Annotated in this window: 15 protein-coding genes and 1 pseudogene; 8 read left to right on the forward strand and 8 right to left on the reverse strand. The window is 68.3% G+C overall.

Going from position 1 to position 14,056, the window contains the following annotated elements; genetic code table 11:
• On the forward strand, window positions 1–943 hold a 943-nt coding region (locus tag I0Q12_RS04540; protein WP_197250812.1), incomplete at its 5' end, for a S1C family serine protease.
• A gap of 79 nt (window positions 944–1,022) precedes the next feature.
• Here the strand turns inward: I0Q12_RS04540 and I0Q12_RS04545 are convergent.
• Complete coding sequence (locus I0Q12_RS04545; protein ID WP_197250814.1) at window positions 1,023–1,526, reverse strand: pyridoxamine 5'-phosphate oxidase family protein; 504 nt, start codon at window positions 1,524–1,526, stop codon at window positions 1,023–1,025.
• 110 nt (window positions 1,527–1,636) lie between these two features.
• Here I0Q12_RS04545 and I0Q12_RS04550 point away from each other — a divergent pair, with 110 nt between their 5' ends.
• Together I0Q12_RS04550 and I0Q12_RS04555 are read left to right on the forward strand one after the other, a co-directional pair.
• Window positions 1,637–3,274 carry an ABC-F family ATP-binding cassette domain-containing protein gene (locus I0Q12_RS04550; RefSeq protein ID WP_197250815.1) on the forward strand — a complete coding sequence of 546 codons (1,638 nt, stop codon included), beginning with the start codon at window positions 1,637–1,639 and terminating at the stop codon, window positions 3,272–3,274.
• Window positions 3,271–3,645: an RNA-binding S4 domain-containing protein gene (locus I0Q12_RS04555; protein WP_197250816.1), complete on the forward strand. Its 375-nt coding sequence runs from the start codon at window positions 3,271–3,273 to the stop codon at window positions 3,643–3,645. Before I0Q12_RS04550 ends, I0Q12_RS04555 begins: the two co-directional genes overlap by 4 nt.
• A 12-nt stretch (window positions 3,646–3,657) precedes the next feature.
• Here the strand turns inward: I0Q12_RS04555 and I0Q12_RS04560 are convergent, their stop codons facing one another.
• Window positions 3,658–4,233 (reverse strand): TetR/AcrR family transcriptional regulator, encoded by a 576-nt coding sequence (locus I0Q12_RS04560; RefSeq protein WP_197250818.1) that lies wholly within the window; start codon window positions 4,231–4,233, stop codon window positions 3,658–3,660.
• Window positions 4,234–4,326: 93 nt separating this feature from the next.
• On the opposite strand from I0Q12_RS04560, the gene I0Q12_RS04565 reads away from it, so the two are divergent.
• The 5 genes from I0Q12_RS04565 to I0Q12_RS04585 all read left to right on the forward strand — a co-directional run bounded on the left by I0Q12_RS04565 (window position 4,327) and on the right by I0Q12_RS04585 (window position 8,254).
• Complete coding sequence (locus tag I0Q12_RS04565; RefSeq protein ID WP_197250820.1) at window positions 4,327–5,211, forward strand: oxygenase MpaB family protein; 885 nt, start codon at window positions 4,327–4,329, stop codon at window positions 5,209–5,211.
• 152 nt (window positions 5,212–5,363) lie between these two features.
• On the forward strand, window positions 5,364–5,639 hold the full coding sequence (locus tag I0Q12_RS04570; protein ID WP_197250821.1) for a helix-turn-helix transcriptional regulator: 276 nt from the start codon (window positions 5,364–5,366) through the stop codon (window positions 5,637–5,639).
• A gap of 1 nt (window position 5,640) precedes the next feature.
• Window positions 5,641–6,177: a hypothetical protein gene (locus tag I0Q12_RS04575; RefSeq protein WP_197250822.1), complete on the forward strand. Its 537-nt coding sequence runs from the start codon at window positions 5,641–5,643 to the stop codon at window positions 6,175–6,177.
• Window positions 6,174–7,064 carry an ABC transporter ATP-binding protein gene (locus I0Q12_RS04580; RefSeq protein ID WP_197250823.1) on the forward strand — a complete coding sequence of 297 codons (891 nt, stop codon included), beginning with the start codon at window positions 6,174–6,176 and terminating at the stop codon, window positions 7,062–7,064. Before I0Q12_RS04575 ends, I0Q12_RS04580 begins: the two co-directional genes overlap by 4 nt.
• A complete protein-coding gene (locus I0Q12_RS04585; RefSeq protein WP_197250824.1) occupies window positions 7,061–8,254 on the forward strand; it encodes an ABC transporter permease in 1,194 nt (397 codons plus the stop codon). Before I0Q12_RS04580 ends, I0Q12_RS04585 begins: the two co-directional genes overlap by 4 nt.
• Window positions 8,255–8,272: 18 nt before the next feature.
• Here the strand turns inward: I0Q12_RS04585 and I0Q12_RS04590 are convergent.
• The 6 genes and pseudogenes from I0Q12_RS04590 to I0Q12_RS04615 form a co-directional block, all read right to left on the reverse strand.
• A pseudogene (locus I0Q12_RS04590) lies at window positions 8,273–8,596 on the reverse strand (carboxymuconolactone decarboxylase family protein); the annotation flags it as partial.
• A 32-nt stretch (window positions 8,597–8,628) separates the two neighbouring features.
• Window positions 8,629–10,212 carry a long-chain fatty acid--CoA ligase gene (locus I0Q12_RS04595; RefSeq protein WP_197250825.1) on the reverse strand — a complete coding sequence of 528 codons (1,584 nt, stop codon included), beginning with the start codon at window positions 10,210–10,212 and terminating at the stop codon, window positions 8,629–8,631.
• Window positions 10,213–10,258: 46 nt separating this feature from the next.
• Window positions 10,259–10,852 carry an alpha/beta hydrolase gene (locus I0Q12_RS04600; RefSeq protein ID WP_197250826.1) on the reverse strand — a complete coding sequence of 198 codons (594 nt, stop codon included), beginning with the start codon at window positions 10,850–10,852 and terminating at the stop codon, window positions 10,259–10,261.
• Window positions 10,853–10,888: 36 nt separating this feature from the next.
• Window positions 10,889–12,220: an MFS transporter gene (locus I0Q12_RS04605; RefSeq protein ID WP_197250827.1), complete on the reverse strand. Its 1,332-nt coding sequence runs from the start codon at window positions 12,218–12,220 to the stop codon at window positions 10,889–10,891.
• 107 nt (window positions 12,221–12,327) lie between these two features.
• Window positions 12,328–13,380, reverse strand: coding sequence for a 3-keto-5-aminohexanoate cleavage protein (locus tag I0Q12_RS04610; protein WP_197250828.1), 1,053 nt, complete (start codon window positions 13,378–13,380; stop codon window positions 12,328–12,330).
• A gap of 40 nt (window positions 13,381–13,420) precedes the next feature.
• Window positions 13,421–14,056: TauD/TfdA family dioxygenase (locus I0Q12_RS04615; RefSeq protein WP_231610002.1), on the reverse strand; the 636-nt coding region annotated here is incomplete at its 5' end.

Below are 14,056 nucleotides of genomic sequence, written 5' to 3' on the forward strand. Positions count from 1 at the left end.
GCCCGCGACCGCGGAGGAACTCGCCGCCCGGATCGCGCCCGCCGTCGTCACGATCACCGCCACCGACGGGTGGACGGGGATGGCGGGAACCGGGATCGTCCTGACCTCCGACGGCCTCGTGCTCACCAACCATCACGTCGTCAGCGGCGCCGACGAGATCACCGCCTTCAGCGCCGCGACCGGCCTGTCCTACGACGTCGCCGTCAACGGCTACGACCGCGTCCACGACGTCGCGGTCGTGCAGCTCGGCAGCGCCCGGGATCTGCCGGTCGCGACGCTCGCCGACGCCGAGGCGCCCCGGGTGGGTTCCGCCGTCACCGCGTTCGGCAACGCCGACGGCGGTGGGGTCGTCGTCGCTACTCCCGGCACGATCGTCGCAACCGGGCGCAATGTGCTCGTGCGAGACTCGGCCGACGGGTCGCGGCACCGGCTGACCGGGATGCTGCAGTCGGACGTGGCGATCCGGCCCGGCGATTCCGGCGGTCCGCTCGTCGACGCGTTCGGCGCCGTCGTGGGAGTGAACACTGCGGGCGCGATCGCGGAGGATCCCGCCGAGACCCCCGTCGCCCCGGAGGCCTATGCGGTGCCGATCTCCGCTGCGATGCGGATCGTCGAGCAGATCCGCGCGGGCACCGGCGGCGGCACCGTGCACGTGGGCCCGACTCCTCTGCTCGGAGTCAGGGTCACCACCGTCCGCGAAGACGGCGAGAACCGCGGCGCGGAGGTGCTGTGGGTGTCGTTCGACTCACCGGCCGAGGTCGCCGGGCTCGACATCGGCGACATCATCACCTCGTTCGACGGCAAGCCCGTCGCCTCCAACGGCGACCTCGAAACCCTCCTGATGGCGCGACGCCCGGGCGACACCGTCGAGATCGGCTGGCGCGACAAGACCGGTGCCGCGCAGACCGCGACGCTGACCGTCGAATCCGGTCCCCCGCGCTGACGCCCCGGCCGAGTGCGCAGATCTTGTTGTGTCCCACCGAAAATCGCGACAGGTTCTGCACGCTCGGCGGCCGCGGCGCTCAGCGCAGCCGGTGCGTCGTCTGCCCGTGCGGGTGTTTCGCGAACACGAGGACCTTGCGCGGGTCGACCCGGAACACCTCCGCGCCGAATCCCTCGCCGCCGAATCCTCCGTCGACGACCTCGAAGCGCCACTGCTCTCCGTACTTGGCGAGGTAGGCGTCCGCCAGCGTCTGCAATTGCGCGGGATCGGTGATCCGGTGGGCGTCGCCTTCGACCACCACGTCGGCGCCGTCGGCCCACGTGTTCGTGCCCGTCGTCACCGCGACCTGCGTCTCGTGCTGCAGGTTGCGGGCCTTCTGCTCGCCCGGACCCGTGCAGAACCAGAACGCGCCGTCGCGCCAGAGCCCGATCAGCGGGGTGACGTGCGGTCCCCCTCCGCGCCCGGTGGTGCTCAGCCAGTACAGTTCCGCGTCCGTGAGCAGGCGCTCGGTGTCGCTCCACGCCATCGGCTGCGCGTCCGGATCACCGAACCGTGTGTCGATCGTCGTCACCGGTGTGCCCATGCCGGCCTCCCTCGTTTCGCCGATTGTCCACCGATACCGACCTCGCCGACCGCCGAAACTCAGCATCCCCGGGTGACGGACCCGTACACCCGGGGCGGGATAATCGCCCGGTGAGCGCAACACTACGAATCGACGGGCTGTCCGCGTCCCGCGGCGAACGGACCCTGTTCAGCGGACTGGACCTGACGGTCGCTCCCGGCGACGTGATCGGCCTGGTCGGCGCGAACGGCGCCGGTAAGTCGACACTGCTCACGACGCTCGCCGGCGTCGGTACCGCCGACGTGACCGGCACGATCACCCTCAGCCCGCCCGACGCGACCGTCGGCTATCTCGCCCAGGAACCCGAGCGCATCGCCGGGGAGACGATCCTCGGGTTCCTCGAACGACGGACCGGTGTCGCCGAGGCCGAACGCGTGATGAACGCCGCGGCGGAGGCGCTCGGCGAATCCGACGTCGACGACTACACCCCGGCGCTCGAACGGTGGCTCGCGCTCGGTGGCGCCGACCTGGCCGAACGCGCCGAGAAGACCGTCGCCGACCTGGGCCTCGACGTCGGGCTCGACGCCCCGATGACCGGTCTGTCCGGCGGGCAGGCGGCCCGGGCCGGGCTCGCGGCGCTGCTGCTGTCGCGCTACGACGTGCTGCTGCTCGACGAACCGACCAACGACCTCGATCTGGCCGGGCTCGAACAACTGGAGCGGTTCGTCGCCGAGACCCGCACCGCGCTCGTGGTGGTCAGCCACGACCGCGAGTTCCTGGCGCGGACCGTCACCGGCATCGTCGAGCTGGACCTGGCGCAGCAGCAGATCGCCGTGTACGACGGCGGATACGAGGCGTACCTCGTCGAGCGGGAGGTCGCGCGACGGCACGCGCGCGAGGCCTACGAGGAGTTCGCCGACACCAAGCAGCAGCTCGAGGATCGCGCTCGGATGCAACGCAATTGGCTCGAGCACGGGGTCCGCAACGCGCGCCGCAAGTCGAAGGACAACGACAAGATCGGCAGGAAGTTCCGCGCCGAGGCCACCGAGAAGCAGGCGGCGAAGGCTCGCCAGACGCAGCGCCGCATCGAACGGCTCGACGTCGTCGAGGAGCCCCGCAAGGAATGGGAACTGCGGATGTCGATCGCGGCCGCACCCCGCAGCGGCGCGGTCGTGGCGACCCTGAACGGCGCCGAGATTCGCCGTGGCGCTTTCTGTTTCGGTCCCGTGACCACCCAGGTCGACTGGGGTGACCGCATCCTGGTGACCGGACCCAACGGCGCCGGGAAGACGACGCTGCTCGGCCTGCTCCTCGGCACGTTGACTCCCGATGCCGGCAGCGTGTCGCTCGGCTCCGGCGTCGAGATCGGTGAGATCGACCAGGCGCGTGGGCTGTTCGAGGGTGACGAGCCGCTCGTCGAGGCGTTCGGTGCGCAGATACCCGACTGGCCCGACGCGGATGTGCGGACCCTGCTCGCGAAGTTCGGGTTGAAGGGCCACCACGTGCTGCGGCCGGCGTCGTCGCTGTCCCCCGGCGAACGCACCCGCGCCGGACTCGCGCTGCTGCAGGCGCGCGGGGTGAACCTGCTGGTGCTCGACGAACCGACGAACCACCTGGACCTTCCGGCGATCGAGCAGCTCGAACAGGCCATCGACAGTTTCGAGGGCACGCTGCTGCTCGTCACGCACGACCGCCGGATGCTCGACACCACCCGCAGCACCCGGCGGTGGCGCCTCGACGACGGGAAGCTGACCGAGGAGAACGCATGAGCGGCAGTGTCCGGGTCGACAGCTGGACGTGGTCGGTGCGACTGTTCAAGACCCGCTCGGCTGCCGCGGCGGCGTGCCGGGCCGGGCACGTGCGCGTCGACGGGATGACCGCGAAGCCGTCGACACCGGTGACGATCGGCGCGGAGGTCCGGGTCCGCGCCCACGGGCTCGAAAAGATCGTCGAGGTCACCCAATTGGTGAACAAGCGGGTCGGCGCCCCCATCGCGGCGACCGCCTATCTCGACCACAGTCCTCCGCCGCCGCCGAAGGAGATCCTCGCGTCGCTCCCCCGCCGCGACCGCGGTGCCGGCCGGCCGACGAAGAAGGAACGTCGAGAGCTGGACCGGATCCGCGGGTTCAACGAGGACTGATCCGCCCGGCGGTCACCTCTGGGCGACGGCCGCGAGTGCGTGTTCCACGAAGGTGCGGAAGGCCCAGGCCAGGTCGTCCCGGGATCGGTGGGTTCCGCTCTCGTACCCGACGAGCATGTACATCGCGACGGTCGCCTGCCGTTCGGCCAGCGCACGGTCGCCGGTCGCGTCGAAGAAGGCCTCGGCGATGAACTGCCGACGTTCCTCGTCGGCCTCGATCTGGATCGCCCGGACGTCGGGGTCGTGGGCCGCCCACACGCGGATGGCCGCCTCGGTGTCGTGAGGCAGGTTGAGGGCGACGTCGATGAGGAATTGGAGCCGTTCGACCGGGTCGGCGACCTCTCGTGCATCGCCGATCAGGCGGTCGCTCTTGGTTTCGCGCCAGTAGTGGATGAGCGCGGACGTGTACTCACCCCAGTTGGGGAACGCGTGGTAGAACGAGCCGCTGGTGGCGCCGACCTCCTCGCACACCGTCGCGAGTTTCAGTCCGGCGTGACCCTGCCTGCCGAGCACGTCGAGTCCGGCCTCGAGATAGCGCAACTGAGCGCCGCGCGTGGGTACCTTCCTCTTTCCCCCGTCCGAAGCCATGTCTCCTCCGATCCGGCCACGTCCCTCGATTGTGACCTCTTGCACAAAAATATAACCCTACTTACACTCCGACCGGGACGCGAAGGAGAAGCCGTGAGCAAACCCAACCGCAACGCCGGTCTCGACCCGGAGAGCCGATTCCACGAGATCTACCGCAACCTGACCACCTACGAATTCCCGTGGGATTTCAACCAGGCCCTGAGCTTCGCGCTGTTCCGCACGTATGCGGTGCCGAGCATCGGGTCGCTGCTCGACGCGACCGGCGCGTTCACCGAGACCACCCAGAAGCGCTACGACGACACCTCGATCCTGCTCGAAGTCCCGCTCCTCCAGGGATTCGACAGCGCCGAGGGCAAGGCCGCGATCCGTCGCATCAACCAGATGCACCGCATGTACGACATTTCCAACGACGACTTCCGCTACGTGCTCTCCACGTTCGTGGTCGTCCCGCAGCGCTGGATCCAGGCCTACGGCTGGCGGCAGCTGACCGACGACGAACTGCTCGCGTCGGTCCGCTACTACCAGGCCCTCGGGCGTCACATGGGCATCAAGGACATTCCGGCCACCTACGGTGAGTTCGAGACCCTCATGGACAGCTACGAGGCCGAGCACTTCGCGTTCGACGCCGGCGGTCGACGCGTCGCCGACGCCACGATGGACCTGCTCGCGTCGTTCTACCCGGGCTTCGCCAAGCCGGCGGTCGAACTGTTCAGCCGCTGCCTCATGGACGAGCCGCTGCTCGCCGCGTTCCGCTACCCCGAGCCCGGAAGCCTGGCCGGGAAGCTCTCGGTCGGGGCGCTGCGGGGCCGTGCCCGGCTGCTCGCCGTCCTCCCGCCGCGACGCAAGCCGCAGTTCGTCCACGACATGCCCCGAATCCGCAGCTACCCCAACGGCTTCGACATCAACAGTATGGGCACCTTCACCCCCGGCTGCCCGGTTCCGCACACGGCGCCGGAGAAGTCCGCACCCCAGCAGTAGACGTCTCGGGATTCGGCCCGCCGACCGTACGCGTCGGCGGGCCTTCCCTTTTTCCGAGCGAATGTATCGCTCGACTCCTCAGATCGACTGAGCGTGCCACTCGCTCGGCGACGCGGTTGACAGATCGTTGGGTTTTCACAACACTTTGTTGTATGAGCCCGGTACGCCGTGGGGAAACCCTCCCCATCTACAACCGGATCCGCGTACTCCGCGCGGACCGCGGATTGAGCCGCAGCCAGCTCGCCGCATTGGTCGAGGTCAATCCCCAGACCATCGGCGCTCTCGAGCGCGGCGACCACTACCCCAGCCTCGACCTCGCGTTCCGCATCTGCGACGTGTTCGGCCTGCCCGTCGAGGCCGTGTTCTCGCGCACGGAGTTCGCGCCGCTGTCCGCCGGGCTGCACCGTCCCGCACCGAAGGAGGCTTGAGATGCCCGCGCAGAACCTGCTCGAGCGGTACGAGGCGCGTCGCACGCGCAGATTCCTCGACAACCAGGAACGGATGTCCGGGTGGCTCCCGACCTGGCGCACCCGAGCGCGTCGCCGGCTGCTCACCGTGATTCTCGCCGTCGTGCTGGCCTGCATGTTCGTCGCCACGACCGCGACCTATTTCGTTCCGCTCGCCGCACTCGCCTGGCTACCGCTGACACTCGTGTTCCTCGTGACCTGGACGTCCCTGCAGATCGTGTCGAGCCGGCTGTCCGACGCACCCCGGCACGCGCTCGACGAACGGGAGATCTCCGAACGCAACAGCGCCCGGTCGATCGGGCTCGGTGTCGCTCAGGTGCTCGTGATGATTCCCATCCTGGCACTACTGCTCGGATCGACCACGGACAGCGTCGACCACCAGGATCTGGCCTACGCCGCAGGAGGTTTCACTCTGGCCTCGATCCTGTTCGCCGGCTGCCTGCCCGCGATGATCCTGGCCTGGATCCGCCCCGACGACGACCCGGAGGACCATCTGTGACCTTGACGCTGAGCCACCTGACCAAACGCTACGGCGACATCGTCGCCCTCGACGACCTGAGCTTCGAGGTCCGGCCCGGCGAACTGTTCGGGTTCGTCGGCAGCAACGGCGCCGGCAAGACCACCACCATGCGCATCACGCTGGGCGTGCTCGCCGCGGACTCGGGTGAGGTGCTGCTCGACGGCAGGCCGGTCGATCTCGACGTGCGCCGCACCATCGGCTACATGCCGGAGGAACGCGGACTGTATCCCAAGATGAAAGTGGGACAACAGCTGTCGTATCTCGCTCAGCTGCACGGCCTGTCCCGTTCCGACGCGGACGGCGCGGTGCGCCGGTGGACGGAACGCCTGGGCATCGCCGAACGTCTCGGCGACACCGTCGATTCGCTCTCCCTCGGCAATCAGCAGCGCGTCCAGCTGGCCGCCGCGCTCGTGCACGACCCGACGGTTCTCGTGCTCGACGAACCCTTCTCGGGCCTCGACCCCGTCGCCGTGGACGTCATGAGCGAGGTGCTCATGGAGAAGGCGAACAGCGGTGTTCCCGTGGTTTTTTCGAGTCACCAGCTCGATCTCGTCCAGCGCCTGTGCCACCGCGTCGGCATCATCGCGAAGGGCCGGATGCGTGCCGTCGGCACCGTCGACGAACTGCGCTCCGGCGGCGACGCCCGCCTCGTCGTGCACGCACCGCAGGCACCGCCCGACTGGGCGGACGGACTGCCCGGCGTCGGCACCGTCGAGCACACGGACGGCCGGACCGTGCTGTCCGTCGCACCCGGGGTCGACGACCAGCAGATCCTGAAGACCGCACTCGAAACCGGGCCCGTGCACGAATTCTCGCTGCACCGACCGTCGTTGGCCGATCTGTTCCGGGAGGTGGTGTCCGCATGAGCGCCCCGTTGACCACGACACGTGCGATCGGGCTCGTCGCGCGACGCGAGTTCGTCACTCAGGTTCGGAAGAAGAGCTTCGTCGTCAGCAACGCGATCGTGCTCGTCGCGATCGTGGTGGGCATCGTCGCGATGTCGATCTTCGGCGGATCCGACGACGACCGGCCCACCGTCGGTGTCGTCGCCGCGCCGCAGCTGAGCGCAGCACTCGGCGCGATCGGCGACGCCACCGGCATGCCGCTGGAGATCTCCGAAGTACCGGACGGCGATACGGGTCGCGCACAGGTCTCCGCGGGCGAACTCGACGTCGTGCTGATCCCCCGCGAGCCCGCGGGCGTCACCGCCGTCACCGAATCGAATATCGACGCCGGGCTGAAGACCGTTCTCGATGCCGCGGTCGCGCAGGACGCGCAGTCGGCGGCACTGACCGAACGCGGAGTCGATCCCGCCGAGATCGCCGACGCCACCGCGCGATCGACCGTCGTCGTCGAAGCGATCGACCCGCCCGATCCGGAGCAGGGTCAGCGAGTCGTCCTGTCGATCGTCGCCGTGGTGTTGCTGTACATGCAGATCCTGATGTTCGGCATGTACGTCGCCATGGGGGTCGTCGAGGAGAAGTCCTCGCGCGTCGTCGAACTGCTCCTGTCGACGCTGCGCCCGCTGCAGTTGTTGTGGGGCAAGATCATCGGCATCGGTGCCGTCGGCCTGCTGCAGCTCGCCGCGTACGGCGTTGTCGGTGTCGGAGCCGCCCTGGCCACCGACACGCTCACCATCACCGGCACCGCGCTCGGGGTGTTCGCGAGCACACTCGGCTGGTTCGTCCTCGGATTCGCGTTCTTTGCGGTGCTCTACGCCGCCGCCGGGTCGATGGTGTCGCGGCAGGAGGATGTCAACTCCACCTCTGGTCCGTTGATGATGATCATCCTCGCGATGTTCTTCGCCGCGTTCTCGTCCGTCGACGATCCCGACGCCACGTGGAGCACGGTACTGAGCTGGATTCCGCCGTTCTCGGCGATCCTCATGCCGCTGCGGATCGCGGCCGGCGTCGCATCACCGTTCCAGATCGTCGGCACGATCGTGCTCATGATCGTGGTCACCGCGCTCCTCGCTGTCGTGGCGGCGAAGATCTACCAGCGTTCGATCCTGCGGATCGGCCGCACCGTCACGTGGAAGGAAGCCCTCGGGCGGTGACACCGGTCCCGAAGCAGCCCGACGTTCCATCTCCTCCACGAGGATGGGCACACCGATGTTGCAGGAGTGGATCCCGACGGTGGTCGCGAACTTCAGGACGTCGAGGATCGCCTCGGGTTCCACGCCGAGTTCGAGTGCGGCACGGATGTGGCGCCGCACGCCGGGCGCATACATGTGCAGGCAACTGGCGTCCACCGCGATGCACAGGAGCTGGATCTCCCGGGGCGTGAGCGAGCCGGACTGCAGCGGCTGCATGGCCGCGGCCATGTACTGCTCGGTCCACGCCGGGTCCATCCGGTCCAGGTCGTCCCACAGCGGATTCCAGAAACCCTCGTCCCGCATGCGTTCCACGGTCGGGCGGGTTCCCGGGCCGGTCACGACACACCCGCTTGCGTCGACGAGGCGGACTCGACCAGCGCCCGCTTGAGGATCTTCCCGGTGGCGGTCATGGGCAGGACGGCCGTGAACTCGATCCGGCGCGGATACTTGTACGCCGCCATCTGCTCCTTGCACCAGTCGATCAGCTCGGCCTCGCCGAGTCGTTCTCCCGCCTCGGGGATGACGAATGCCTTGACCTCCTCACCGTGCCGCTCGTCGGGGATTCCGACGACCGCGGCCAGCGAGACCGACGGGTGGCTCATCAGCACCTCCTCGATCTCTCGCGGGTAGACGTTGAACCCACCCCGGACGATAAGGTCCTTGGCCCGGTCGACGATGTAGTAGAAGCCGTCGTCGTCCCTGCGGGCGAGGTCGCCGGTACGGAACCAGCCGTCGCGCATCACCTCTGCCGTCGCTTCGGGCCGGTCCAGATAGCCCTTCATGACGTTGTGCCCGCGCAGCACGAGTTCACCGACCGCGTCGGGCCCGGTCACGGGATTCCCGTCCTCGTCGACGAGCATCGCCTCGATCCCCCACACCGGAACCCCGATCGAACCGGGCCGCGGCTCCCGCTCGGGGTCGCTGAACATCGCCAAGGGCGACGTCTCCGACAGGCCGTAGCCCTCGAGGATTCCGATGCCGAAGCGCTCGGCGAACCGGGTCAGGATCTCCACGGGCAGCGCCGCCCCACCGGAGATCGCCTGGCGGAGTGTGCGGGCGATCCGCTTCACGTCGACGGACTCGTCCACCGCGCCGAGCAGCGCCCAGTACATCGTCGGGACACCCGCGAACACGGTGACCGATTCGGCGAGCATGAGATCCAGGGCGGCCTTCGCCTCGAATCGGGGCATGAGCACCAGCGTCGCACCGACAGACAACCCGGCGTTCATCGTCACCGTCTGCCCGAACGAGTGGAACAGCGGCAGCGTGAGCAGGTAGGTGTCGTGGCGCAGCGGATTGCTGTCGAACAGGCGGTTCGCGGTCAGTGCGTTGAGGACCATGTTCGCGTGCGTGAGTTCCGCACCCTTCGGCCGGCCGGTGGTTCCGCTCGTGTAGAGCACGACCGCGGTGTCGGTCGGGCAGCGCACCACGGCACCGGTCCCGACCACCCAGTCCGGGTCGACGACGGGTCGCGCATCGCTTCCGTCGGCCGTCGTCACCACATCCGAATCTGCGGAGAGAAAGAGGATTTCGCGACAGCCGTCCGCTTCCGCGAAGGCGGACCGACCGTACTCGCCCGTCGGCAGCTCGTCCGTGCCCTCGAAGCAGAAGTAGAGGGCTGCGCCGGAATCGTTCAGGTGATAGGCGATCTCGCGGGGCTTGAGCAGGGTGTTCAGCGGCACCACCACACCCCCGGCCTTGAGGATGCCGTAGTACACGGCGGGAAACGCAGGAATGTTCGGGCACGTCAGCGCAATTCGTTCGCCGGGCCGGATACCGCGATCGATCAGCAGAGCCGCGATTCGGTCGGCGCGGACATCGAGTTCGGCGTAGGTCAGCCGCTCGGTGCCGTGGACCAGCGCGACCCTGTCCGGGTAGCGGCGAGCGGAATCCTCGAGAAGCACGGAAAGATTGAACATGGGATGGGTAGATCCTGTCGTTGCGGTGTGTGATGCCCGGAAGAACTCACTCTGCCTGTGAGAGCACCGGACTCGTGTCGTCGATCAGCTCCTGCAGCAGCGTCTCGGCGTCGGGCCAGAAGCCGTATCCGGCTGCGGGATTCAGATGCCCGACGTCACCGAGATCGACCAGGCGGCTCCCCCACGCCTCGGCCATTCCGGCGACCCGGCGGAAGCCGGCGAGCGGGTCGTTGCGGCTGGCCGCGACGATGCTCGGGAACGGCAGGATACGGCGGGGAATCGGGGTCCATCCCCCGTGTTCGAGTTCGTCCGTCGTCGGATATCCGGCCGGCAGTGGCAGTTCGACGTCCGCGGGGGTCGCGAGCAGTGCCCCTTGGATCGGGCGGGTCGGATTCTGTGCCCAGTGGACGGTGGTGACGACGCCGGCGCTGTGCGCGACGAGCACCACCGGACCGGCGGTGTCGGCGAGAACGGCGTCGAGGGCAGCGACGCGGGCGGCGCGATCGAGTTTGTGGTGTTCGAGCGGCGGCACGATGCGGGCGTCGTCGAGTCGTTCGGCGAGGAGGGTCTGCCAGTGGTCGGCGACATGGTCGCGCAGGCCGGGCACGATGACCACGGTCGGGGACGAAGAAGTGTTCACAGGGAGCTCCGGGGGTCGTCGAGGTACGGTTCGGGGTCAGCTGACCTGGACGGCGCGGTCACGCAGCTCGGCGAAGCGGCGCAGACCCGCCGGATACAGCCGCTTGCCTGCGATCAGCGCGACGATGGCGACGACATAGATCAGCGGCGCCAGCTGCAGCGCGCCGACGAGGCCGAGGCGGTCGGCGAGGATGCCGATGACGAACGGTCCCAGCGCGAGGCCGAGCAGGTTGTTCGCGACGGTGAGGGTGCCCATGGCCGAGGCACGGACCGAGGAATGGGTGAGGTTGGCGACCATCGCGGCCGTCGGGCCGGACGATCCTGCCGAGAAGAACGCGCCGATGCCGAGGAGCACCAACTGTGCGGTGCCTGCTTCGAGGCGGAACGCCGCTACCAGGGTCACCAGCGAGATCGCGCAGTAGACGATGGCGGTGGTCCACTTCCGGGCGATGTCCAAGCGCCCGACGCGGTCGGTGATCACGCCGCAGACGACCATGCCGCTGCCGATGAGGAGCACGACGATCGCTGCTGCGGCGGCGGCCTTGTCGGGAGCGAGGCCGTAGTACCGGTTGAAGAAGCTGGGTGTCCACGAGAGCAGGACCGCCGCGGTGAACATCTGCAGGCCGCCACCCGCGTAGGCGCACAGCACCGCGGGGTTGGTGAACAGGCTCGACACGGGAGCCCGGAAGCCGTCCGGCGGTGACGCGACCTTCGTTTCGGGAGCATCGTCGACCGAATACCGCGCCAGCTTCCGTTCACTGACGAGTGCGCGGAACAGCGCCACGAGGAGAAGCCCGAACACCGCCATCGCGGCGAACGACCACCGCCAGCTCAGATGCACGGCGATCAGACCGCCGAGCGCGACACCGACGACCGAGCCGAACGAACCGCCTGCCATGAATGCGCCGCTGAGGGTCGCGTGGATCCGCGGGGCGAACACGCTCAGGACCAATGCGATTCCGACGCTGCCGTAGGCCGCTTCACCGACACCGACGAGGAACCTGGCGCCGAGCATCTGCTCGTAGTTGCTCGCGACCGCGCACAGCAATGTCGCGGCGGACCACAACGTGGCCATGAGCACCAGACTCTTGACGCGACCCCACCGGTCGGCGAGCAGCGACAACGGGAGGGTGAGCAACCCGACCATGAGCGCGACGACGCTCGTCAGCGAGGCCAGTTCCGAATCGGCCAGTGCCCATTCGGTTTTGAGAAAGGGGAAGACGGCGCTGAGGACCTGCCGCGACATGTAGTCGGAGAGCAGCAGACCGAAGGTGAGTGCGAAGACGATCCACGGGTAGGCCCGTGAGCGGGTGCGCGGTCCGGCGACGGTGGCGCCCGGATCGGCGACAGAGGTGGTGTGCAGTCCCATGGGTGCTCCTGGGGAGACGGTTCGGTGAGTGGGGACTCGGCGGGCGGTGCGGTCCCGGGGCACGATGCGAGTGCGTGCCCCGGAACCGCTGGGTGTAGCGAGGTCGATCAGGCGTGCTGTGTGAAGCCGACCTGCCCGGGGCGACGGTTGGGCGCGTAGCCGAGCTTGGCGAGGGTTTCGTCGGCGTCGCGGTAGGTTTCGCCGATCTTGTAGATGTCGCGGGCTTCCTTGCCGGTGGCGACCTCACGGCCGAGTTCGCCGGCGATCCGGACGAGCTGCTGGATCTGCTGGACCGAGGTCATCTTCCGACCCTTGCGACCCCAGAGGGTGTCCTCGTTGCCGCACCGGGTGTGCAGGCCCATCGCGATCGCCATCGTGTTGACGGGAAGCACCGAGCGCATGAGGGTTTCGAGGGTCAGGCACGCACCGTCGGGGACGCGCTGGATGAAGTTCATGATGTTGTACGGGTTGGGGCCGTCGAAGCCGCCGCCGATGCCCACCCACGTGAGGTTGAGGGGTCCGGTGTAGACGCCGCGGCGGATGAGCCGTTCGACGGTCTCGAGCTGCGGGATGCTCGACAGCTGGAAGTGCGGCTGGATGCCCGCCGCCTGCAGGCGGCGCAGGTGCTCCTCGACCCACTCGGGTCCGGCGGGCACCGTCATCTCGCGGTAGGTCGTGGCCAGCTCCGGGCGTTCCATCGAGGTACCCGCGATGTCGTCCGCGGTCATCAGTTCCATGATGTTCATCTGCGAGGTGTTGATCGCGATGGTCACCTGATCCGGCTTCGGGTCGAGCTCGGCGAGCATGTGCCGCACGTCGTCGTCCAGCCACTTCGCTTCGGCGCCTTCACCTTCCGGAGCGAAGGAGATCGAGCCGCCGACCTGCAGGATCATGTCCGGCACGGCCTCGCGCAGGCCGGCGAGGAGCTCGTTGAACTTCGACAGTCGCTTCGAGCCCTTGCCGTCGAGTTCGCGAACGTGGATGTGCAGCACCGTCGCGCCGGCCTCGTAGCAGTCCACGGCCTGCTGGATGTGCTGCTCCATGGTCAGCGGCAGGTCTTCGGGAAAGTCGGAGGGTTCCCACTCCGGGCCGTAGGGGGCCGCGGTGATGACCAGCTTCTCCTGGCACTCGGGGAACAGGGCGTCGTCGTGGAAATGCATGGGAGGTCTCCGTATCGGTATCGGGGGGATCGGGGGAAGGTCAGAAGGGGCGGTCGCCGACGATTCCGGCGCGTTCCATCCTGCGGACGGCCGGCCAGTAGTCCTGGACCGCGTAGTGCTGGGTGGATCGGTTGTCCCAGATGGCGATGCTGTTCCGGGTCCACCGCCAGCGCACCTGGTACTCGGGGATCGCCGCCTGGGATGTCAGGTAGCGCAACAGTTCTCCGGCGCCGGGCGCGTAGTCGCAACCGAATCGCACGTTCTCGGGGGTGTGGTAGTTGACCAGGTGCGTCGTGAAGGAATTGACGAACAGGATCTTCTCGCCGGTTTCCGGGTGGATGCGAACCACCGGGTGCTCGGCGTCGGGGAACTGCGCGTGCAGCGCATGCCGCTTCTCCGTCGACAGTGCCGCACCGAAACTCGACTCGATGCTGTGCCGCGCGCGCAGGCCGGCGATCTTGTCCTTCACCGCATCCGGCAGACGACGGTAGGCCTCGACCATGTTCACCCAGATGGTGTCGCCACCGACGGGAGGTGTCTCCACGCACCGGAGCACGCAACCCATCGGCGGGTTCTCCCGCCACGTGGCGTCGCAGTGGTAGGCGTTCTCGTAGTGCTCGGGCGCGCTGTCGAGATCCTTGTAGATCCGAACCAGGCCGGGATGCTCGGGGTGGCT

This window comes from Rhodococcus sp. CX (assembly GCF_015865005.1).
Classification (GTDB): domain Bacteria; phylum Actinomycetota; class Actinomycetes; order Mycobacteriales; family Mycobacteriaceae; genus Rhodococcus.

Bases quoted from the DNA above. Each gene is read 5' to 3' on its own strand.
- I0Q12_RS04610 (WP_197250828.1), bottom strand. From the start codon at position 13,380: ATGCATTTCCACGACGACGCCCTGTTCCCCGAGTGCCAGGAGAAGCTG.
- I0Q12_RS04570 (WP_197250821.1), top strand. From the start codon at position 5,364: ATGAGCCCGGTACGCCGTGGGGAAACCCTCCCCATCTACAACCGGATC.
- I0Q12_RS04585 (WP_197250824.1), top strand. From the start codon at position 7,061: ATGAGCGCCCCGTTGACCACGACACGTGCGATCGGGCTCGTCGCGCGA.
- I0Q12_RS04560 (WP_197250818.1), bottom strand. From the start codon at position 4,233: ATGGCTTCGGACGGGGGAAAGAGGAAGGTACCCACGCGCGGCGCTCAG.
- I0Q12_RS04605 (WP_197250827.1), bottom strand. From the start codon at position 12,220: ATGGGACTGCACACCACCTCTGTCGCCGATCCGGGCGCCACCGTCGCC.
- I0Q12_RS04595 (WP_197250825.1), bottom strand. From the start codon at position 10,212: ATGTTCAATCTTTCCGTGCTTCTCGAGGATTCCGCTCGCCGCTACCCG.
- I0Q12_RS04555 (WP_197250816.1), top strand. From the start codon at position 3,271: ATGAGCGGCAGTGTCCGGGTCGACAGCTGGACGTGGTCGGTGCGACTG.
- I0Q12_RS04575 (WP_197250822.1), top strand. From the start codon at position 5,641: ATGCCCGCGCAGAACCTGCTCGAGCGGTACGAGGCGCGTCGCACGCGC.
- I0Q12_RS04545 (WP_197250814.1), bottom strand. From the start codon at position 1,526: ATGGGCACACCGGTGACGACGATCGACACACGGTTCGGTGATCCGGAC.